At 62.1% G+C, this 20,622-nt stretch carries 14 protein-coding genes; 3 read left to right on the forward strand and 11 right to left on the reverse strand.

Annotated elements, in window-relative coordinates; all coding sequences use genetic code 11:
• Positions 1–7: 7 nt before the first annotated feature.
• From V3W40_RS16920 to tssA, 11 genes are all read right to left on the reverse strand, one after another.
• A complete protein-coding gene (locus V3W40_RS16920; protein WP_065926739.1) occupies positions 8–4,471 on the reverse strand; it encodes an RHS repeat-associated core domain-containing protein in 4,464 nt (1,487 codons plus the stop codon).
• Positions 4,472–4,483: 12 nt separating this feature from the next.
• Positions 4,484–4,918, reverse strand: a complete 435-nt coding sequence (locus V3W40_RS16925) for a DcrB-related protein (RefSeq protein ID WP_090401408.1) — start codon at positions 4,916–4,918, stop codon at positions 4,484–4,486.
• Between the two features lie 15 nt (positions 4,919–4,933).
• Positions 4,934–6,874, reverse strand: coding sequence for a type VI secretion system Vgr family protein (locus tag V3W40_RS16930; RefSeq protein ID WP_065946492.1), 1,941 nt, complete (start codon positions 6,872–6,874; stop codon positions 4,934–4,936).
• Positions 6,875–6,971: 97 nt separating this feature from the next.
• Positions 6,972–9,650, reverse strand: coding sequence for a type VI secretion system ATPase TssH (tssH, locus tag V3W40_RS16935; protein ID WP_330215379.1), 2,679 nt, complete (start codon positions 9,648–9,650; stop codon positions 6,972–6,974).
• Positions 9,643–10,686 (reverse strand): type VI secretion system baseplate subunit TssG, encoded by a 1,044-nt coding sequence (gene tssG, locus V3W40_RS16940; RefSeq protein ID WP_065926735.1) that lies wholly within the window; start codon positions 10,684–10,686, stop codon positions 9,643–9,645. The genes tssH and tssG overlap by 8 nt, the downstream gene beginning before the upstream one ends.
• Positions 10,650–12,509, reverse strand: a complete 1,860-nt coding sequence (tssF, locus tag V3W40_RS16945) for a type VI secretion system baseplate subunit TssF (protein ID WP_027608262.1) — start codon at positions 12,507–12,509, stop codon at positions 10,650–10,652. The genes tssG and tssF overlap by 37 nt, the downstream gene beginning before the upstream one ends.
• Entirely contained in the window at positions 12,506–13,021 is a 516-nt protein-coding gene (gene tssE / locus V3W40_RS16950) for a type VI secretion system baseplate subunit TssE (RefSeq protein WP_027608263.1), read from the reverse strand. The genes tssF and tssE overlap by 4 nt, the downstream gene beginning before the upstream one ends.
• Positions 13,022–13,228: 207 nt before the next feature.
• Positions 13,229–13,717 carry an Hcp family type VI secretion system effector gene (locus V3W40_RS16955; protein ID WP_015886558.1) on the reverse strand — a complete coding sequence of 163 codons (489 nt, stop codon included), beginning with the start codon at positions 13,715–13,717 and terminating at the stop codon, positions 13,229–13,231.
• Positions 13,718–13,892: 175 nt separating this feature from the next.
• Positions 13,893–15,389 (reverse strand): type VI secretion system contractile sheath large subunit, encoded by a 1,497-nt coding sequence (tssC, locus tag V3W40_RS16960; protein ID WP_065926733.1) that lies wholly within the window; start codon positions 15,387–15,389, stop codon positions 13,893–13,895.
• 2 nt (positions 15,390–15,391) lie between these two features.
• Positions 15,392–15,898, reverse strand: a complete 507-nt coding sequence (gene tssB / locus V3W40_RS16965; protein ID WP_065926732.1) for a type VI secretion system contractile sheath small subunit — start codon at positions 15,896–15,898, stop codon at positions 15,392–15,394.
• A 54-nt stretch (positions 15,899–15,952) separates the two neighbouring features.
• Positions 15,953–16,972, reverse strand: a complete 1,020-nt coding sequence (tssA, locus tag V3W40_RS16970) for a type VI secretion system protein TssA (protein WP_065926731.1) — start codon at positions 16,970–16,972, stop codon at positions 15,953–15,955.
• Positions 16,973–17,365: 393 nt separating this feature from the next.
• Between tssA and tagH the strand changes: the two genes are divergently transcribed.
• Genes tagH through tssK form a run of 3 tightly spaced genes read left to right on the forward strand, consistent with a single transcriptional unit; the run spans position 17,366 to position 20,621 of the window.
• Positions 17,366–18,700 (forward strand): type VI secretion system-associated FHA domain protein TagH, encoded by a 1,335-nt coding sequence (tagH, locus tag V3W40_RS16975; RefSeq protein WP_065926730.1) that lies wholly within the window; start codon positions 17,366–17,368, stop codon positions 18,698–18,700.
• A 57-nt stretch (positions 18,701–18,757) separates the two neighbouring features.
• Positions 18,758–19,267, forward strand: coding sequence for a type VI secretion system lipoprotein TssJ (tssJ, locus tag V3W40_RS16980; protein ID WP_065926729.1), 510 nt, complete (start codon positions 18,758–18,760; stop codon positions 19,265–19,267).
• Between the two features lie 19 nt (positions 19,268–19,286).
• Entirely contained in the window at positions 19,287–20,621 is a 1,335-nt protein-coding gene (gene tssK, locus V3W40_RS16985) for a type VI secretion system baseplate subunit TssK (RefSeq protein ID WP_065926728.1), read from the forward strand.
• The last annotated feature ends 1 nt before the right edge of the window (position 20,622 follow it).

The following is a 20,622-nucleotide window of genomic DNA, read 5'->3' on the forward strand; positions in this document are numbered from 1 at the left end:
ATGATATTCACGAGCAGCGGCCTGCTCGCGCACCCCTGCTTTTGCCGGCGACTTTGGCAGGGGCTTTGCCCTTGGTTTTATTCGCGGCTTTTATGCGTTTATCCAGTGCTTTGCCTGAGTCAGTCTGAGACAAATGTTTATCCGCCGCAGCTAGGTATTCTTTCCTTCGGCCATTTCCTTTGCCGACCGGATTTTGTGCGTTGGCGGTTCCATCTTTTCCTCCCAAACCTTCATACACTCGTTGTTCCAGCCCTCGTGTGGTGTCCTTGCCATCCTGTCCATAGGCGGTATGCAGGACTTGAGGTGCCTGGCCGCCAAAGCGATCGAAATTTGACCCGTAGCGATAGTTCAACACGTCTGAACCTACCTGCTTGCCTTGCATGCTGGCATAACCCACATAAGGTTTGCCGGTCGCTTTGTCGACGCCCAGGTAGGTGATATGAGTCGCTGTGGTTGGACTGCCTGCCAGCCCCCACGCATCACACCAGCCCATCGGATTAGGCCCGTACTGATAGAGGTTCAAGCCACCGGCGAGTCCTATGGGGTCCGGTGTGATAAACCGACCTATATCGGGGTCGTAAAACCTGAACGTGTTGTAGTGCAAACCGGTTTCCCGGTCCAAGTATTGCCCCTGAAACCTCAAGTTCTGCTCTTCGATGTAAGAAGATTCTCTGGTTTCCTCGGCGGTATTACCCCAAGCGTAATAACTGGCCTGCCATACACGGTGCCCATCGTGGTCCGTCAATTCGTGCGGCAGTCCGTTAGGGTCGTTGTGGTAGTACCTGATTCTTTGCAGTGGGCCCAGGCCATCAACACGTGCCAGCGCTTCATAGCTCCCATCTTCATAAAGATAAAGGCTGGTCTGGTTATTACGATGCTCTTGTATCAGTTGCAACCCGTCCCAGACAAAACGAGTGGTACCAAGCGTATTACCGTTGCTGTTTTGTTCGGTTTTTGTAATCCGACGACCTAAAGGGTCGTAGGTCATTGTGATGACGGTTTCATTGGCGGCGTGCTGATTTCGTATTTCGACCACTCTGCTTTCAGCGTCGTACTTGAATAGTTGAACGGCGCGACGAGCACTACGTTTTTCAACCAGCCGACCGAAACTGTCATACCGGTAACGCTTGTCTTGGTAGGTCATTAATTTGTTATGTACCACCAGGCCTACACCCGGCAGGGGACCATCCAGAAGGTTGGCCGCTGCGTCATAAGCAAAGCTTTCCTGCGTCCCATGTATTGGATTCTGGCTGGCAATGATGCGATCAGTGGCGTCGTAGTGAAACGACTGTTGGTGTGCAATTCCTGCTTTTTGTTCGTGGCGGGCGATCAGGTTGTCGCTGGGATCAAAGTCGAAGTATGTCGGGCTCATTCCCGTCAGTGGTCGCGGCAGGGTACTTGGATACCGTACACGAGCGCGCAACCGCCCGCCTCGATCATATTCAGTGCGGGTGCTGATCTGACCTTGTGTGCGAAGTACTTCACGATGCAGGCGGTCACGCTCGAAGTCACTGATGACTTGGCCATCGAGGTTGATCTGGTGCAAATGACCGCTGCCGTAGTACAGACGGTTGATCCAGCGACCATCGGGTAATTGGGTCTGGGTCAGATTGCCCAATTCGTCATAGCGATGTTTCAAACTGCCGGCCGAGCTTTGCTCTTCAAGTGGCTGGCCGAGGGCGTCATAGCGATAACTCAATTTTTGTTCGTTGCCCTGGGCGTCCTTGAATGTGATTGCGATCAATTGATCCAGGAGGTCGTATAAATAATCCGTGCGGCCATCGTCGGTGATTTTGACAACCAGGCGCCCGGCAGCATCACGCTCCAAATAGTGAACAATAGGCTGTTCAGGGATACCTGGCGCATTGCTGTCGTGAGCTGGTAAAGCAGTGACGCTGGTGATGCTGTTCAATGCATCGTAGTCATAGTGATGGGCGCTGCCATCTAGGTCGCGCTGCTCGACCAGGCGATCATTGGCATTCCACGTGAAACGATAACATTCGCCATTCTCATTGGTCAGTGCTTGCAGCCGTGCGTAGCTGTCATAGCTGAATTGCACTTTGCGGCCGTGCGCATCCGTGCGCTGGCGAATGCGCCCGCGAGGGTTGTACTGATAATGAGTCGAGTGGCCTGACGGGTCGGTATGGACCGTCAATTGTCCGCAGGCGTTGCGTTGAAAATACTCGATGCGACCATCTGGCAACTGCTGGCTGAGCATCCTGCCCGTCGTGTCGTATGTGAAGGTTGTTCGTTCCCCTAGCGGGTCGGTAATGACCTGCAAATAACCGCGCTCGTCGTAACTGAAACGCGTCGGGTAACCCGAACAATCGATATGCTCGACCAACTGCCCAAACGGATTCCAGCGCAGCTTCTTGCTTTTGCCGGTGGCGTCGATGATCTCCACGACCTGGCCGTGATCGTCATAACGGTAGCGGGTGACGTAGCCCAGCGGGTCGGTTTCGGCGATGCAGTTGCCGCGCTGATCGTAGCGATACGCCCAGCTATTGTCGGCGGCGTCGGTCTCCACCAGCGGCAGTGCCCAATGCTCAAGCCACAAGGTCGAGTCACTGCGGCCCAGCGGGTCGGTCTCGCCGATCAGGTTGCCGGCGTCGTCGTAGCTGTACGTATAGCGCCCGCCCAGTGGATCGGTGGCGCTGAGCAATTGGCGCTCGTCGTTCCACTCGAACAGCCAGGTTTGCCCGAGGTTGTCGCAGTAGCGAACGATCTGGTGCTGGGTGTTCCAGTGGCGAGTACTGACGCGTTGCAAGCCGTCGGTAATCCGCGTGATACCGGCCTGCAAGTCATAGTCGAACTGGTAGGCGTCGCCTTCGTCGGTCCAGTGCCGGACCACGCGCCATTCCACGTCTTCAACCAAGGCCCATTCGTAGAAACAGCGCAGACCGGTCGGCAACTGGTGCTCGACCATGCGCTGGCCGGCATCATAGCTGAAGCGTCGCTGTACCTGGCCAGTGGCATCGCGGACCTCAGCCAGGTTGCCGATAGCGTCGTAGCCATAGCTTACGAGTACTTCGCGACGCTGATCGGGGTACAGTCGTTCGAGCCGCACCACGTGGCCTTGATCGCGGATCAACTCCACTTGCACCAGGTCGAACGTATCGCGCAGCCGGATCAGCCGCCCGGCTTCGTCGTAATCAACATGGATGCGGTTGTCGTTGCGGTCGCCGAGCTGGCTGAGGCGCAGCAACGCCGGGTTGGCGGAAGGCTCAAATAAGCGATACAGCCCGTCATCGCTTTCGATCAGCAACTGCCCATTGAGGTGTCGGCGCACGGCCAGCCCTTCACCGGCGCTGAACACCGCGCCGCCCAGGGGAATACTGCCCATGTCGATAGGCCGGCCCTGTTCATCGGTGTAGACCAGCGTTTCGCCGCCGTCGGGGTGAGGCTGGATGTCGACGCACACTTCATACGGCAGGCTCCAGCCTGCGCCGAACAGGCTGCCCGAGCGTTCGTCGCGGCTGTTGTAGAAGCGTTGCCAATCAATCGGCAGGATGCCGGGCAGTACGAAATCCAGCTCATCATCGCCGCCCAGCACCTTGGCGCCGGTGGCCGCATGCACCGGGTTCGACGATCCCATGGCCGCATTGGCCATAGCCCCCATCGCGCTGCTCACGGCCATCGAGGTCGCGCCGCCGATCAACATGCACGGCAGCTTGCTGAAGAACTTGCCCTTGCCGCCCTTGAGCATCAACAACGCTGTCACCGCCAGCCCGACGCCCGGCGTCTTGCCGCTGCGGATCTCGCGCACCACCACCGAACCGCCGCCAATGGTCACGTTGGAGGAAATCAGCCCCGACGACACCACCGTTGCATCGCAGGTGCTGCGGTCACCGCTGCGCACTGCCGGCTGGCCATTGATGGTGACTTTTTCCGAACCCTCGGCCAGAAACTGCGGCGGCATCGGCGGATGCTTCATGCACGTGACCAGATCCAGCGGCTTGGGTTCGGCGCCGGGCGCAGGTGTGGCAACCGTGGGGCGCCACATTTGCGAGAAGAAACTCTCGGCCATGTCCAGGTAGCTGGCTTCCGGCTCGGGCGCGGGTTCTTCCAGTTCAGTGCCGGCGGGCGCAACGTGAGAACTGATCGCCCCGGCAGCGCGAGCGGCCGGAATACTGTTGGTGAGGGTATTGGTGGAACCGGTGAGGATGTTCGCCTGCACCGTAGGCGGGAACAGGGCGTTGCTGAAGCTCTCGCATAAATTCGATAAGCCTTTGTCCGCCCCGGTCTTGCTCATGGCCAGGCCGACAATCGTGCCCACCACGGCGCCCAGCAGGAAACAGCCGAGCCCGCCGGTGGCCACGGTAATCCCGGTGGCGGCAACCACCGCCGCAGTCGCCACGGCGGTGATCGCAATATTGGCCGCCACCTCCAGCACACCGCCGAGGATGTCGGCCATCATCGAGGTGTGGGAGAGCGCATCGCCCATGCGGGCGGCCCAGAGTGCGTCAGACATGCAGGCAACTCATCAGGAAATAGCGTCGAACGACAGCGAATTTTTAATCAACGCCCAATGCGCCGCCTCGGCATCCCCAAGCTTCTCCGCCTTCACATAACTCAAGGCGAGCATCTTGCGCGTGCCCGGTATCACCAAGGCCAGCTGGTACTGGAACACCTTGTCATTGCCCTTGTTGAATTGGCTGCGCAGCTCGATGCCTTCCACCTCCTGCGCGGCGCCCAAACGCACGTCCACACCCGGTTGATAGCGCAAATCCTGCACTTGTTTTTCCAGGCGCTGGAGTTGGTCGTTGAAGTTGCTGTGCAGGGTTTCGCCGTCGGCCAACAGGCTGCGGCTGACGATCAGGGATGTGCCCAACTCCGGGAACTTGAGGATATTGATCGTCGCGTCCTGCAACTCACTGGCGGGCAATTGAAACTGGAATTCGTTGATTCGGTACGTCATGGCAAACGGGTCTCGTCAGGAGCTTTTAGGCGCGGGGAAGGCGGCTTTGATATTGGCGTCGATGGCGCCTTTCTGGCCCTGGCCGTCGGGCGTGGCGCCAGGGCCGCCGCCGTTGTTCAGGTGCAGCACGCCGCCGGTATTGAACTCGGCATCGCCGCTGGCGTAGAAGCTGATTTGCACGCCGGTCAGGTTGATCTGCCCACTGGCGTTGAGCTCCAGGATGCTTTCACCGCAGACCAGGCGCAGGTTTTCGCCCACTTCGATGACGTAGCTCTGGCTGATGCTGTCGGTCTTTCTCTGGCCCACCGAGAGGATGTCTTCCTGCTTGACGATGCGCAGGCGGTTGTTGCCGATGGTCACCGTCTCGTTATGGCCGATACTTTTATTGCGGTCGTGCCCGACGGAATGACTCTCGTCCACCTCGACAACAATGTCCTGGTTACGCTCGGCATGGATATACAACTGCTCCAACCCCTTCTTGTCCTCCATGCGGATTTCATTGAAGTTGGCCGGCGTGCCGCCCTTGCTCGAGCGACTCTTCATGCCGCTCTGGGTCGCGTTCTCCGGCAGGTCGTAGGGCACCGTCTGCTCGGCGTTGTACACCCGCCCGGTGATGATCGGGCGGTCCGGATCACCTTCCAGAAAACTGACAATCACTTCCTGGCCGATCCGTGGAATCTGCATCGAGCCCCAGTTCTTGCCGGCCCAGGACTGCGACACGCGGATCCAGCACGAGCTGTTTTCGTTGGATTGGTCGTGGCGGTCCCAGTAGAAGTGCACCTTCACGCGGCCGTACTGGTCGGTCCAGATTTCCTCGCCTTTGGGGCCAACCACCAATGCCGTCTGCGGGCCTTTGACGATGGGGCGGTGGGTGGTGGCCAGCGGGCGGAAGCTTTGCTGGGCGTCGATGCAGGTCAGGCTGCTTTCGAACTGCGCCGAACCCGAACCGCCGCCGCTTTCCAGGCTTTCCTGGACGATGTAGTAGCGGCAGCCGACGATCAGGTATTCGCGGTTCTGGTCCTGGCGGCTGAAGCCGGTGAGGCTGAACAGGTGGCCGGAACCCAGGCCACGGGCATTGCCGGCGAACTCGACCTGTTCATGCAGGGTTTGCAGGGCTTCGATGCGGGTGCGCGCGTAGTGTTCGCCGTCGGCGCTTTGCACGTAGGTGCCGGGGTAGTCGTACAGCGGGTAGTCGCCGGCGGTATGCGGGCGCGGCATGGCCGAGCGCACGTCGATGCTGGCGCTGGGGCGCTGGAAGTCGTAGTCGTTGAGCTCCAGCGAGCCGGGCTGAACCTCCTGCGCCAGGTGCCAGTTGTGCATGTGGTCGCGTTCGCGCTGCTGCTCGTCCTTGGGGTAATACGGGATCGACGCATAGCCCGGCACCGTGGTGTGGGCGCCATAGGCGTCGGCCAGCACCAGCACATGGCGGTCCTGTTCATGGCGGAAGAAGTAGTAGATGCCTTCCTGTTCCATCAGGCGGCTGACGAAATCGAAGCTGGTCTCGCGGTACTGCACGCAGTATTCCCACTCGCGGTACGGCCGGCTCAGGGCGTCTTCGAAGTCGGAAAACCCCAGGTCGCGGAACACCTGCTTGATGATCTGCGGGATGCTCAGGTTCTGGAAAATCCGGCAGTCCGAGGTGCGAGTCAGCAGCCAGAACCACGGGCGCAGCGTCACCTGGTAACTGGCGAACTGGCCCTGGTCGATGTTCTGGCTGCACCGCGCGACGATGCCGTGGAAGTGCCGCTCACCGCCGTCCGCCAGTTGCACGCCCACGCTCATGGGCTTGCCGAGCAACTGGTTGAGGTCGATGTTGGCATCCAGGGACGTCAGTTGCAGTTCATAGTTGAACAGGCGGCCCAGCTCTTCGCCGCCGCCCATTTCATTGAGCAGCAGCACATCCGGCCCGAGAGGGCTGGTGATCTTGGCCAGGCGTGAGGCTTGGTTGAATAGCATCGGTTAACCTGTAAATGACTAAATAACTGACGGAACCGGTTCGAAATATGGGAGGGGGCAAGCCCCCTCCCACATTTGCATTGCATTCCAACAGTCGTTATTCGGCGTCGCTGAAGTCGTAATGCAGCTCGTTATCCCGGCTGCTGATGCGCACACCCGCCAATGCCTTGCCTTCGAGCATGCGCGTGAGGAATTCACGGCTCATGTCCGGCAGCAGGCTGTTGGTGAGGATGGTGTCGATCATGCGCCCGCCGCTTTCGGTCTCGGTGCAGCGCGAGACGATCAGGTCGACCACCGCGTCGTCGTAGTCGAAGGCGACCTTGTGGGTCGTCTCCACGCGCTTCTTGATGCGGTTGAGTTGCAGGCGGGTGATCGCCTTGAGCATCTCGTCGCTCAGCGGGTAGTACGGGATCGTCACCAGGCGGCCGAGCAAGGCGGGCGGGAAGATCTCCAGCAATGGCTGGCGCAGGGCCTTGGCGATTTCTTCCGGCTCGGGGATGTTCGCCGGGTCCTTGCAGACCTGGGAAATCAGCTCGGTACCGGCGTTGGTGGTCAGCAGGATCAGGGTGTTCTTGAAGTCGATCACCCGGCCTTCGCCGTCTTCCATCACGCCCTTGTCGAACACCTGGAAGAAGATCTCATGCACGTCCGGGTGGGCTTTTTCCACCTCGTCCAGCAGCACCACGCTGTAGGGCTTGCGCCGCACCGCTTCGGTCAGCACGCCGCCTTCGCCGTAGCCGATATAGCCCGGAGGCGCGCCCTTGAGGGTGGACACCGTGTGGGCTTCCTGGAACTCGCTCATGTTGATGGTGATTACATTCTGCTCACCGCCATACATGGCTTCGGCCAGGGCCAGGGCGGTTTCGGTCTTGCCCACGCCGGAGGTGCCGGCCAGCATGAACACGCCAATCGGCTTGCTCGGGTTGTCGAGGCCGGCGCGGGAGGTCTGGATGCGCTTGGCGATCATCTGCAGGGCGTGGTCCTGGCCGATGATGCGTTTTTTCAGGTGCTGGTCGAGGTTGAGCACGGTTTCCAGTTCGTTGCGGGCCATGCGGCCCACCGGGATACCGGTCCAGTCGGCGACCACCGAGGCCACGGCCTGGTAATCCACGGTCGGCAGAATCAACGGGGTTTCGCCTTGCAGCGCGGTGAGGCGCTGTTGCAGGTCGACCAGTTGCGCACGCAACTCATCGCTCTCGTTGTTACCTGCATCGCTGTCCACAACCCCGGCCTTTTCGCGCAGGGTTGCACGGGTGGCGAGCAGCTCATCCACCAGGGTTTTCTCTTCGGCCCAGCGGCTTTCCAGGGTCGCCAGGCGCTCACGCTCGGCGCTTAACAGGGCTTCGCTGTTGCTCTGGCGCGCACCAATGGCAATGCCGATGGCATGCTCGCGGGCGATGATTTGCAGCTCGGTTTCCAGGGCTTCGATGCGGCGGCGACTGTCGTCCACTTCGGCCGGCACCGCGTGCAGGCTGATGGCGACGCGGGCGCAGGCGGTGTCCAGCAGGCTCACGGATTTATCCGGCAACTGGCGCGCCGGGATATAGCGATGGGACAGCTTCACCGAGGCTTCCAGGGCTTCGTCGAGGATCTGCACCTGGTGGTGTTTCTCCATGGTCGAGGCCACGCCGCGCATCATCAGCAGCGCCTTGTCTTCCGATGGCTCGGCCACTTGTACCACCTGGAAGCGGCGGGTCAGGGCCGGGTCTTTCTCGATGTGCTTCTTGTACTCGGCCCAGGTAGTCGCGGCCACGGTGCGCAGGGTGCCACGGGCCAGGGCGGGTTTGAGCAGGTTGGCCGCATCACCGGTCCCGGCGGCGCCACCGGCACCTACCAGGGTGTGGGCTTCGTCGATAAACAGAATGATCGGTTTCGGCGAGGCCTGGACGTCTTCGATGACCTGGCGCAGACGCTGTTCGAACTCGCCTTTCATGCTCGCGCCGGCTTGCAGCAGGCCGACGTCGAGGCTGCGCAGTTCCACGTCTTTCAAGGCGGGCGGCACGTCACCGGCGACGATGCGCAGGGCAAAACCTTCGACCACAGCGGTCTTGCCGACGCCGGCTTCACCGGTGAGGATCGGGTTGTTCTGGCGGCGGCGCATGAGGATGTCCACCAGTTGGCGGATCTCTTCGTCACGGCCCACGATCGGATCGAGCTTGCCGCTGCGCGCTTGTTCGGTGAGGTCAACGGTGAAGCGCTTGAGGGCTTCCTGCTTGCCCATCGCACTCGGTGCCATGGCGCCGCTGGCCTCGCCCGGCACGGCGCCGGCATTGAAACCGTCGCTGGCAGTCAGGGCGTTTTCCGGCGAATCACCGACGTATTCGTCAAAACGCTCGCTCAGGGCTTCGGCCTTGATCTTGTCGAACTCCGAGGACAAGCCCAGCAGCGCATGGCGCAGGCTTGGCGTCTTGAGGATGCCCAGCACCAGGTAGCCGGTGCGCACCTGGCTTTCGCCGAACATCAGGCTGCCGTACACCCAGCCGCGCTCTACCGCCTCTTCAACGTGGGACGACAAGTCGGTGATCGACGTCGAGCCACGCGGCAGGCGGTCCAGGGCTTCGGTGAGGTCACGGGCCAGGCGCGCCGGCTCGAGGTTGAACTGGCGGATGATGCGGTGCAGGTCCGAATCCTGCAGTTGCAGCAACTGGTGGAACCAGTGGGCCAGTTCCACGTACGGGTTGCCCCGCAGCTTGCAGAACACGGTGGCGGCTTCGATGGCCTTGTAGGCCACGCTGTTGAGTTTGCCGAACAGTGCGGCGCGACTGATTTCACCCATGCTCTGGATTCCTTGAGGTGGTGGCTTGATCGGCGTAATGCCGGGCCAGGATTAGGTCGTTGGCATCAACCGCAGGGCAGCCGAGCCAGGTGTTGAAGCCCAGGCGGAACTGGCCATTGAGTTGCAGCGCCGGTACTTCGGGTTGTTGCAGAATCAGGTTCAAGTCCCAGTCCAATTCATGGCCCAGGTACTCGGCCACCCACGCCACCAGCTCGTTGAACGGCTGGCTGCCGGGCAGCATGCCCATGTAGTCGTCCAACTTGAGCGGGCCCAGGCGGATGCGGAATTTATGCTGGCGGTCCCACACGTGGCTGCCCAGGCAGAAGTCCACCCCCAGCTGGTTGGCGCTCACGCCTACGCGGCTGCGCTCGGGCAGTTCCAGCCATTGGCCGACGTATTCTTCGATCTCCACCGGCAGGCCGAAATACTCGCCGAGGATCGCCTTCAAACCGTCCGGGTAGCGGGTTTGTGCCGACAGGTGGCCGCTGTAGTGCAGCTTCGCCGTGTCGGGGATCAACCCCTGGTTAAGCAGGCTCGGCATGCCCCGGCCACTCAAGGCGGCGAGGCGTGCGGACCAGTAGTCATCGTCCGGGCGGTCGTGGCTGACCGTCGGCCGCGCCTCGGCCCAGGCTCGGTAAAACAGGCTCAGCAGGCGGTGGTGGAAGACGTCCAGGAACTGCTTGCTGGTGCTGTCGGCGTTGTTGCGCTGACGCTCGCGTACGTACTCGGTGATATGCAGCGGCAACGGGCCGTTGGGGCCACCCAGGCCGAAGAAGAACTGTTCCAGCCGTGCCGGTTTGCCGTCGCCGCCGGGATCGACCGAGGCCAGGGTGGCCGGGGCGAAGGTGCAATCGGCCTGTTGCCCCAGGCGCAACGGGTCATCCGCCAGGCGCAGGGAATGGCCCAGGCGCGGCAGCTCGGGCGATTCGCACTCGATACGCCGCAACGCCTGGAAGAAATCGTATTCCCAGGGCTCCTGATGCATCGCATCCAACGTACTCACAGGGTCGGACGACGCCCGGGCTTGGCTTTCCATCGCATGATCTCGCCGCGTTCGGTGGTACGGATCACCGTCTCGGTAAAACTGTTGATCGACACGTAGCGTGCCAGGAAGCGTTCCAGCACCGCACCGAGCAGGAACACGCCGGTGCCGCGAAACGCGTTTTCATCGAACTCCAAGGTAATTTCCAGGCCGCGACCAAACACAATCGGGCCGGGCATCGGCAGGCGCCGGGTGACGGCCTTGCTGCTGACGTCGCGCAAGCCTTCGATCTGCAATTGCAGCGCCGCGTCGTTGCTGTCGCCATACAGGCGCAGCAGTTCGCGCAACGCCGCCGCGCCCTGGCCTTGCTCGCTCAGGGACAAATAGTTGAGCGACAACTGGCTGATCAGGCGCCAGGCCTTGGCGTCATGGGCATGGCTGGCGCGTGGACGGCTTGGCCCGGCGACGCAACGCACGGATAACACCGGCGCGCTGTCGGCCAGGGTGAAGTCGGTCTTGCCGTTGCCCACGCTCATGAACAACGGCAGGTCGCGGTTGGTGCACAGCGCGGTCACGCCGAGTTGGCGCAGGTCGTGGCGATACGGCGCCTGGCGGCTGTCGACCAGGCTGACAAAGGTTTCGCTGCCCACATAGGTGGAGCGCGGGCCGTTGCGGCGCTGGTCGCTGGACAACACCCGTGGCTCGCGGCGCACGGTGTAGTACGCCTGGTCGCGGCCATAACGGGATGGATCGCGTACCGCATAGAACGGTAAAAAGGGCTGCTCTGGCCCGGTGCCGTGGCCGGTGATGCCGCTCAACGAATGAATTTCGAAATCCATCGGCCGCGTGCGGTCGGCGATCACGTGGTGCTCGTTGACCCGGTCGGACAAGTGGATGCGGTCCACGCGCTTCGGGAACAGGTTGATCGCCGGGGTGCAGAACGGCAGGAACTGCGCCGCGCCGACGCTGCCTTCCAGGCTTGGCTCGTGACGGTCGAACAGCACGATCAGTTCCAGCTCCTGGCCGTCGCAACGCTTGACCGCGCGGCTCAGCTCGGCGAATTCGACGAACAGGAAGCGGTGGGGCAGGGCGAAGTATTCCTGCAACAGGCGATAGCCCTGGAAGGCCCGCGCGACCACCGGCATGGCCGCATCGGCGTCGTCGAAACCCCGCGAGCGCAGCGCGTCCTGGGGCAGGCGCTCGACCCAATCGCCACCGGGCTTGCGTGCAAACACTGCGCAGGCATTGCCCAGCAGTTGTTCATAAAGGCGGAACGGTTGCTCGTCGGCCCCGCTGAGGTACAGCGGCAGGTTGTCCAGGTCGAGGCTGTTGAACGGCAATTCGGCGCCGGTGCGCAGGGTCAGGCGCAAGCCGGCCTTGGCTTTCGGCTCGCTGGCGGCCAGGCGCCCGAGTACGGCGGCGGGGTTGCCGAAGTACTCGGCGCTGCTGACCTGCAACGGCCACAACGTCACCGGATGCGCGGTGCGGTACTCGCAGCAGGTCTGGGTTTCGCGGCCCAGGGCGGCGCGCAACACGGTGTCGCGCGGCAGCGGGAAGCCGCTGGCCAGGGAGCCTTCATCGGGGTCGGTGTGCAATTGCACCACGGTCATCGATGGTGTCGGCGCCAGGTAGTGCGGGTAGGCGATTTCCAGCAGGTTGTGGGTGAAGGTCGGGTACTCGGCGTCGAGTTTGAGCTGTACGCGGGCAGTGAGGTAGGCAAAGCCCTCAAGCAGGCGTTCGACGTACGGGTCGGCGCAGTCCATACCGGACAAGGTCAGCCGACTGGCGATCTTCGGGTATTCCTTGGCGAACTCCGCCGCGCTTTCACGCACGTGGTGCAGTTCCTGGTTGTACAGCTCCAGCAGGCGCGGGTTCATGGGCGTCTCCGCTGGTCGGCATTCACTACGCGCACATGGCCGGATTCCAGGTCGAGGTCGGTTTGCAGCAACAGGCGCAAGGGCACCGGCTGCGCCCACAGGTCGCCTTCGATCTCGAAACTCAGGGCGTTGTGATTCATCTCGCCATGGCCGACGCGGGCCTTCACCCGCAGTGTATGGCGCAGGATGCGCGGTTCAAAGGTGGCAATCGCCTGGTAGATCAGGGCTTCCAGGGCCTTGATGTCGACGCTGGAAACGCTGTTGCCCGCCAGCGCCGGCAGGCCGTAATTGACCACCGAGGTGCCTGCCTGTGTGTGCAGCGTGGCATCGGCATCGAGCAACGACGTGGTATTGAGCAGCCACGCCAGGTCGCGCAGCACCGAGGCTTTCAGTTGGGTCAGGGACAGCACGCGTTTATCGGCGCTTTCCTTGGGATTGGTTGGGTCGTCGTCGGTCAACCGGTCCAGCAGGGACGGTTGCAGACGGTCGCGGGAAGCGATTTCAGTTACCACCAAAGCAGCTCCACGGACAATATCGAAAATGAAAGACCCGCCGTAGCAGCTGCCGAGCGAAGCGAGGCTGCGTCCGACTGCGAAGCAGTCGTAGAGCAGGCACTGAGTTTCATCAGGTAAACCTCAGTGCCTGGTGTGCGAGGACTTCGTCCTCGAACGCAGCCTCGCTTCGCTCGGCAGCTGCTACGGCGGAGCGAGGTAGGCGTATCAGCGCTTGGTGTTGGAACGGATGTTCCAGCCAAACTTGATCGCGCCGCCGTCTTTGGTGCCGTCGGCTTTCTGCGGCTGGTAGTCGACCATCACTTGGGCGAAGTTCAAGGTGACGTTTTCAGTCAGGCGGTCATCGCCGCCCGAGCCGCCGGTGCTCAGGGACGTTACCAGCACTTCTTCCAGGTTGATCACCATGTACTCGACCTGGCTTTCGCCACCGGCCTTGCGCACGGTCAGCTTGACCTTGTCGATGTGCTTGCCGCTGGCGCAGTGCATCATCAGGTTCGGCGAGGCCTTGTCGACGTACTTGGTCAGCGACAGGTCCTGGATGTTCACCTTGCCCGCACCGCCGCCACCGCCAACGTGCATGTTGCCGGACTGGGCCATGCCCCAGCTCCAGTTCAGCACGTCGATTTCGTCCTTGTGGGCCTTGTCCATGGACTCGCCCTTGATGTCGCCGATCTTGATGAAAATATCAACAGCCATGTTTTCTCCCTGTGTGGCCTCAGCCACTGTATTTGTTAACGCCGCCGACCCCTGTAGGAGCGAGCTTGCTCGCGAAGGTCGTCAACGGTGACGCGGGCATCCTGGATGAACGCAGCGCCTTCAAGTTTTTCGCGAGCAGGCTCGCTCCTACAGGGAGCGAGCCAGTCCCGATTTTTTACGCGCTTTTCGCCGAAGGCAGCTTCGATACCAGGCGCAACGACACGGTCAGCCCTTCGAGCTGGTAGTGCGGGCGCAGGTAGAACTTGGAGTTGTAGTACCCCGGGTTGCCCTCGACGTCTTCCACGATCACCTCGGCGGCGGCCAACGGGTGCTGGGCCTTGGTGGTCTCGGTGGAGTGCGCCGGGTCACCGTCGACGTAGTTGAGGATCCAGTCCTGCAACCAGCGTTGCATCTCGTCCTTCTCTTTGAAGGAACCGATCTTGTCGCGCACGATGCACTTCAAGTAGTGCGCGAAACGGCAAGTGGCGAACAGGTACGGCAGGCGCGCGGCCAGGTTGGCGTTGGCGGTGGCGTCCGGGTCGTCGTATTCGGCCGGCTTCTGCAACGACTGGGCGCCGATGAACGCGGCGAAGTCAGTGTTTTTCTTGTGCAGCAGCGGCATGAAACCGTTCTTCGCCAGTTCCGCTTCACGGCGGTCGCTGATGGCGATTTCGGTCGGGCACTTCATGTCCACGCCACCGTCATCGGTAGGGAACGTGTGGGCCGGCAGGTTTTCCACTTCACCGCCGGACTCCACGCCACGGATGCGCGAGCACCAGCCGTAGTGCTTGAACGAACGGTTGATGTTCACCGCCATCGCGTAGGCGGCGTTGGCCCAGGTGTACTTGGAGCTGTCGGCGCCGTCGGTGTTTTCTTCGAAGGCGAAGGCTTCCACCGGGTCGGTCTTGGCGCCATAGGGCAGGCGCGCCAGGAAGCGCGGCATGGTCAGGCCGATGTAGCGCGAGTCTTCCGATTCACGCAGCGAGCGCCAGCCGGCGTATTCCGGGGTGGTGAAGATCTTGGTCAGGTCGCGCGGGTTCGACAGTTCCTGCCATGAGCCCATGCCCATCACGGTCGGCGACGCCGCAGCGATGAACGGGGCGTGCATGGCGGCGCAGACTTTCGACAGCTCGCCCAGCAGTTCCACGTCCGGCGGCGACTGGTCGAAGTAGTAGTCGCCTACCAGGCAGCCGTACGGTTCGCCGCCGAACTGGCCGTACTCTTCTTCGTACATCTTCTTGAAGAGCGGGCTCTGGTCCCACGCGGTGCCCTTGAATTTCTTCAGGGTCTTGTGCAGGTCCGGCTTGGAGATGTTGAGCACGCGAATCTTCAGCTGCTCATCGCTCTCGGTGTTATTGACCAGGTAGTGCAGGCCACGCCAGGCGCTTTCCAGCTGCTGGAAATCCTGGTGGTGGATGATCTGGTTGACCTGGGCGGTGAGCTTGGCGTCGATGGCGGCGATGATCGATTCGATCGATTTGATCGCGTCGTTGGACACCAGGTCGGTTTGCGCCAGGGCCTGTTCGGCCAGGGTGCGCACGGCGGTTTCCACGGCTTCGCGGGCACGCTCGGTCTTGGGCTTGAATTCCTGCATCAGCAAGGATGCGAACTCGCTGGTTTCCTCGGTTGCACCCAGGCTCTGGGCGCCTTCGCGGGCGGTATTGTCAGTCATGATTACTGGTCCCCTGCAGGCTTAGGCGCACTGGCAAGTGCCTGGAGCAGTGCCGGGTCCTTGATCGCCTTCATGATGATTTCTTCAGCGCCAGTCTTGCCGTCCATGTAGGTCAGCAGGTTGGCCAGCTGGGTGCGGGCTTCGAGCAGTTGCTTGAGCGAGTCGACCTTGCGGGCCACGGCGGCCGGGCTGAAGTCGTCCATACTTTCGAAGGTGATGTCCAGGCTCAGGTTGCCTTCGCCGGTCAGCTCGTTGGGTACGTGGAACGCCACGCGCGGCTGCATGGCCTTGAGGCGCGAGTCGAAGTTGTCGACGTCCACTTCAAGGAACTTGCGGTCGGCCACAGGCAGAAGAGGCTCGGCAGGCTTGCCGGCGAGGTCGGCCATCACACCCATCACGAAGGGCAGCTGGACCTTTTTCTCGGCGCCGTAGAGCTCGACGTCGTACTCGATCTGCACTCGAGGCGCGCGGTTGCGCGCGATGAATTTCTGAGAACTTTGCTTCGCCACGTTGCTGCTCCTGGTCGCTTGAGCGACGGTGTTGTTACTGCGCAGTCGAGCGGCTTACTCGCCGTCCGGGCCGCGCAGGTTTTCAAATTGGGACATCCCATCGGGAATCAGATTGCGCACGATGGCCGCGAAGTCGGCGTGCACAAGGTGCTTGGCCCGGTTCAGCAACACAGGCAACGGGCTCGAAGGCTCGTGCCGGGTGTAATACGCAAGGATCTTGTCGAGGCTGCGCAGCACGTCATCACGGTTGCTGATGTCGCCGCTGGGGCGAGGTGCGGCGGGGGCAGCGGCGAAGTCCACCGAGGGGGCATTGTCGTCACTGACGGCCTCGGGCTCGCTGCTGGCAGCGCCGTTCGGAACAAACTGGTTAAGCACCTGCAGCGCCTGCTTGAGCGGTTGCTTCAACAGGCTGAGGTCCACGCCTTGGGCGGAACCCACCTGGTCGCTGACCTGCTGCTCGATGGCTTCGCAGGCGGCGCGTGCGGTGCTCAAGGCGTCACGGGTGGCTTGCAGGTGTTCGGGGTCGCTGTCGAGGAACGCGGCGTTGAGCTGCTGGGCGCCGAGCTGTTCGTCGGGGAAACTCATCAGGCCGCTGGCATTCAACGCGGCGCGCAGGCTCACCGGACCGAAGGTGCGCGAGCGCGTGAGAATGCTCTCGCGCAGCAGACGAATGGTTGCGTCGCTGGTCAGGCCGGAGAGGGCGTTGATGCGTACGGTGGGGTCGTTATCGTCGTCGGCATCCAGGCGCGGGTGCAGGTCGGCCCAGTATTCGCGCAGCAGCGCATTGATCAACGTGAGGACTTCAGCCAGCCCGGCCGCACCCTGGAGGGCGAGGGAGCTTTGCAACAGGAAATGGGTGATGCGCAGGTCTTTGCTGCGCTGCAGCAAGTCGAGGCTCTGCTGCTGGATGCTGCGCCATTCCGGCGGCTCGGCGGGCAGGATCGAATCGCCCATGCTGCGCTCGGGTTGGCCCTTGGCATCACGCTCCAGCTGGAGAAAATCCGCGTCATATTCCATGTCTTCGCCACAGGGCGAAGTCGCGGAAACGGCGGTGAGCAGCAACGGCACATCCACTGAAATTGATCTCCCTATCAGCCCGTTACATGGCGGGCAATGCATGCATTAGTTGCGCAAGGAACTTTGCATGTTTTCTTGGTCATATAAGAAGATGCCACTAATGTGCCATCACCGGTATTCAAGAAGTTGTGCATTTTTGGTGTAGTACTTATGCCTTGTCAAGGTAAGCTATTCGCCCTCTGTGACAGATGTGCGGTGCTTAACAACCTGCGCGACTGGTGGGTCGAACGACGCACCGGCATAGGATTTTTGTCATGGAGCCCAGTTAAGATCAGCGATCATGCTGGCATCAGCAGGTTTTGAACGGTCGATTGCACGACCTGATGGGGATCTCCCGGGCGTCGCTGTCCCTGGGGTCGACTGCGCGCGAAGTATCAGCAAGGAGGCAAGATGTCGCTGTGTTTGACTATCACTAGTTATCACAAGATTACCCCCGGGCAATGCTCGGAAAAGTCCATGAACCAGGGCTCGATGGCTATCGGCCGCAGCTCGGATAATGACTGGGTATTGCCTGATCCCGAGCGCCTGGTGTCTTCGCAGCACTGCGTTATTCAATACAAAGATGGTCGTTATTATTTAACCGATAACAGTACAAACGGTGTGGAGTTGGTTAACGCCGGCATCCGTTTGCGCAGGGGTAACAGCGAGCTGTTGCAGGATGGCGAGTTGATCCGCATCGGCGATTACGAGATCCAGGCGCGGATCGACTTCAACGTGCAGGCCATCGACAGCCAGCCATTCGCCGGTGATTCGCCGAACAGCTTTGAGGCCCTGATGGGCGCCGTGGCGAACAAGCCCGCGCCGACGCCGGTGATTGCCCCGCAATTCCAGGGCGCTTCGTCGATGGACACGCTGCCGGACCTGTTCGACTTCCTCAGCCCCACCGCCGTGCCGCCGCCCACCGTGGCCGACCATGTTCCCAGCGAACAACACGACTTCCGCCCGCCGACCCCGGTGGCGGTACCCGTGGTCGAGACGCCTGTGGTCTCGGGCTCGGTGATTCCCGAAGACTGGGACCTGTTTGGCGACACGCCGGCGCCGTCGGCCAGTGCGCCGCCACCTCCGCCACCGCCACCCACACCGATCATCCAGCCGCCACCCGTGGTCGAGCCAGTGCTCCCCGTGGCCGCCACCCAGCCGCCCGATCTCTTGCAAGCCTTCCTGCGCGGTGCCGGCCTGGACCAGTTGCGCCTGGACAAGGCCCAGGCGGAGGCGCAGATGGAAAACATCGGCCGCAGCTACCGCCTGATGGTCGAAGGCCTGATCGACGTATTGCGTGCCCGCGCCAGCCTCAAGGGCGAGTTCCGCATGCAGCAGACCATGATCCAGCCTGCCGAAAACAATCCGTTGAAATTCGCACCGAATGCCGACGAAGCTTTACTGCTTTTGCTTCGCCACGGCAACCAGGCGTTTATGGCGCCGGACATTGCCGTGCGCGACAGTTTTGATGACCTGCGCGCCCACCAACTGGCGGTGATGGCCGGGGTGGAAGCAGCGATCAAGCACTTGCTCACGCGCTTTGAACCGGCGCAACTGGAAGAGCGCATGGGCAAGCCCGGCGGGCTGTCGAACCTGTTCGCCGGCTCGCGCCAGGCCCAGTACTGGCAGCAGTTCACCGAGCTCTACAGCAATATTTCCCGCGAGGCCCAGGAAGATTTCCAGGACCTGTTCGGCCGTGAATTCAGCCGGGCCTACGAAGAACACAGCGCGCGACAGCGTCGGTAAAACCGCGCCGCAACCTACGGATTAACGGATAGCTAAGTACGTCATTGAGGACGCAGGATGATTCCCAGGTTTTTACTCGCAGTCGCCACCGCGCTGCTGCTGACCGCGTGTAGCAAGGATGCGGTCAAACCCGAAACGGCTGCTGAGGCTGAAGTGAACACCGCCGCCGTCGAGCTGCACTTCCACGCGATTGCCGGGCTTAACCCCGGCGCCAACGGCCAGGCCGCGCCGGTGCGGGTGCGCATTTTCGAACTGAAGAACGCCGCCACCTTCGCCCGCTCCGATTACTTCGCCCTGGCCGACCGTGCGCAATCGACCCTCGGCCTGGACCTGCTGGACCAGGACGAAGTCATGGTGCAACCCGGCCAGCAACTGAGTATCCAGCGCGACCTCGACCCCTCCACGCGCCAGATCGGCTTGCTGGTGGGTTATCGCGAGTTGGACCGCGCGCAATGGCGCACGGTGATCAACGTGCCGGCGCGCCAATACACCGAATACCAGATCAGCCTCGATGTGCGTGCCGTGCGCGCCGACGTCGTGGTCACCCCATCCAGCCCTGCCCAATAAGAAGCAATCGGAGCTCCCCATGTCCTGGAACAATCGCGTGGTCTGGTCGGAAGGCATGTTCATCGGAACGCAGCACTTCCAGCAGCATGACCGTTACCTGGAAAACCTGATCGACGCCCGCAGCCGCCCGTTGTCCGCCGGCGCCTGGGGGTTTTCCGAATTGCTGATCGACCAGGGCCTGCTGGCCCAGGGCAAGCTGGCCATCGTCTCGGCGCGCGGCCTGTTGCCCGACGGCACGCCGTTCAACATTCCCCAGGATGACCTGGCGCCCAGCCCGCTGAATATCGACGACAACCTGCGCGATGGCCTGGTCTACCTGGCCTTGCCACTCAAGCGTGCGGGTGCCCGCGACACCGTGGATGAAGGCGAAGCCCTGGAAGCCGCGCGCTACGTGAGCCAGGTGCGCGAAGTGCGCGATGACAACGCGCCGTTCGAAAACCGCGCGCCGGTGGCCGTGGGTTCCCGGGCCCTGCGCTTGCTGACCGCCCAGGACGGCATCAGTGACTACGCCGCCGTGGGCCTGGTGCGCATCAAGGAAAAACGCGCCGACCGTGCGCTGGTCCTCGACGACAGCTACATCCCGCCCGTGCTGGACGTGGCCGCGAGCAAGCCATTGAGCGCGTTTCGCAGCGAACTGCTGGGCCTGTTGCACCAGCGCGGCGAAGCCCTGGCGGGCCGCGTGGTTGCCTCGGGGGCAGGCGGTGCGTCGGAGATCGCCGACTTCATGCTGCTGCAACTGGTCAACCGCGCCCAGCCGCTGATCCAGCATTTCAGCCAGTTGAGCCCGCTGCACCCGGAGCGCTTTTTCAGCGCACTGGTCAGCCTGGCCGGTGAGTTCTCGACCTTTTCCACTTCAGGCCGTCGTCCCCAGGAATACCCGCAATACCAGCACGACGACCTGGCCCTGAGCTTCGCCCCAGTCATGGCGGCCCTGCGCGAAGCCCTGTCGATGCTGATCGACAGCAAGGCCACGCCGATCCCGATTGTCGAGAAAGCCTACGGCGTCCACGTGGCCATGCTGGCCGACAAAACCTTGCTCGACAGCGCCAGCTTCATCCTCGTGGTCCGTGCCGATGTGCCCGGCGAAACCCTGCGTGCGCGCTTCGGCCAGCAGAGCAAGGTCGGCTCGGTGGAGCACATCCGCGACCTGGTCAACCTGCAACTGCCGGGCATCACCTTGCTGCCGTTGCCGGTGGCGCCGCGCCAACTGCCGTACCACGCAGGCTCGACCTACTACGAGCTGGACCGTGGCAGCGAGCATTGGCAGCAACTGGGCAATTCCGGTGGTTTTGCCTTCCATATCGCCGGGCAGTTCCCGGGCTTGAACCTGGCCTTCTGGGCGATCCGAGGATAAT

The sequence above is a fragment of the Pseudomonas sp. AM8 genome (assembly GCF_036346475.1).
In the GTDB taxonomy this organism is placed as follows: domain Bacteria; phylum Pseudomonadota; class Gammaproteobacteria; order Pseudomonadales; family Pseudomonadaceae; genus Aquipseudomonas; species Aquipseudomonas marginalis.

Coding starts and splice junctions, on each gene's coding strand:
- tssK (WP_065926728.1), top strand. CDS start 19,287: ATGTCCTGGAACAATCGCGTGGTCTGGTCGGAAGGCATGTTCATCGGA.
- tssF (WP_027608262.1), bottom strand. CDS start 12,509: ATGAACCCGCGCCTGCTGGAGCTGTACAACCAGGAACTGCACCACGTG.
- tssJ (WP_065926729.1), top strand. CDS start 18,758: ATGATTCCCAGGTTTTTACTCGCAGTCGCCACCGCGCTGCTGCTGACC.
- tagH (WP_065926730.1), top strand. CDS start 17,366: ATGTCGCTGTGTTTGACTATCACTAGTTATCACAAGATTACCCCCGGG.
- V3W40_RS16925 (WP_090401408.1), bottom strand. CDS start 4,918: ATGACGTACCGAATCAACGAATTCCAGTTTCAATTGCCCGCCAGTGAG.
- tssC (WP_065926733.1), bottom strand. CDS start 15,389: ATGACTGACAATACCGCCCGCGAAGGCGCCCAGAGCCTGGGTGCAACC.
- V3W40_RS16920 (WP_065926739.1), bottom strand. CDS start 4,471: ATGTCTGACGCACTCTGGGCCGCCCGCATGGGCGATGCGCTCTCCCAC.
- tssH (WP_330215379.1), bottom strand. CDS start 9,650: ATGGGTGAAATCAGTCGCGCCGCACTGTTCGGCAAACTCAACAGCGTG.
- V3W40_RS16955 (WP_015886558.1), bottom strand. CDS start 13,717: ATGGCTGTTGATATTTTCATCAAGATCGGCGACATCAAGGGCGAGTCC.
- V3W40_RS16930 (WP_065946492.1), bottom strand. CDS start 6,874: ATGCTATTCAACCAAGCCTCACGCCTGGCCAAGATCACCAGCCCTCTC.
- tssG (WP_065926735.1), bottom strand. CDS start 10,686: ATGGAAAGCCAAGCCCGGGCGTCGTCCGACCCTGTGAGTACGTTGGAT.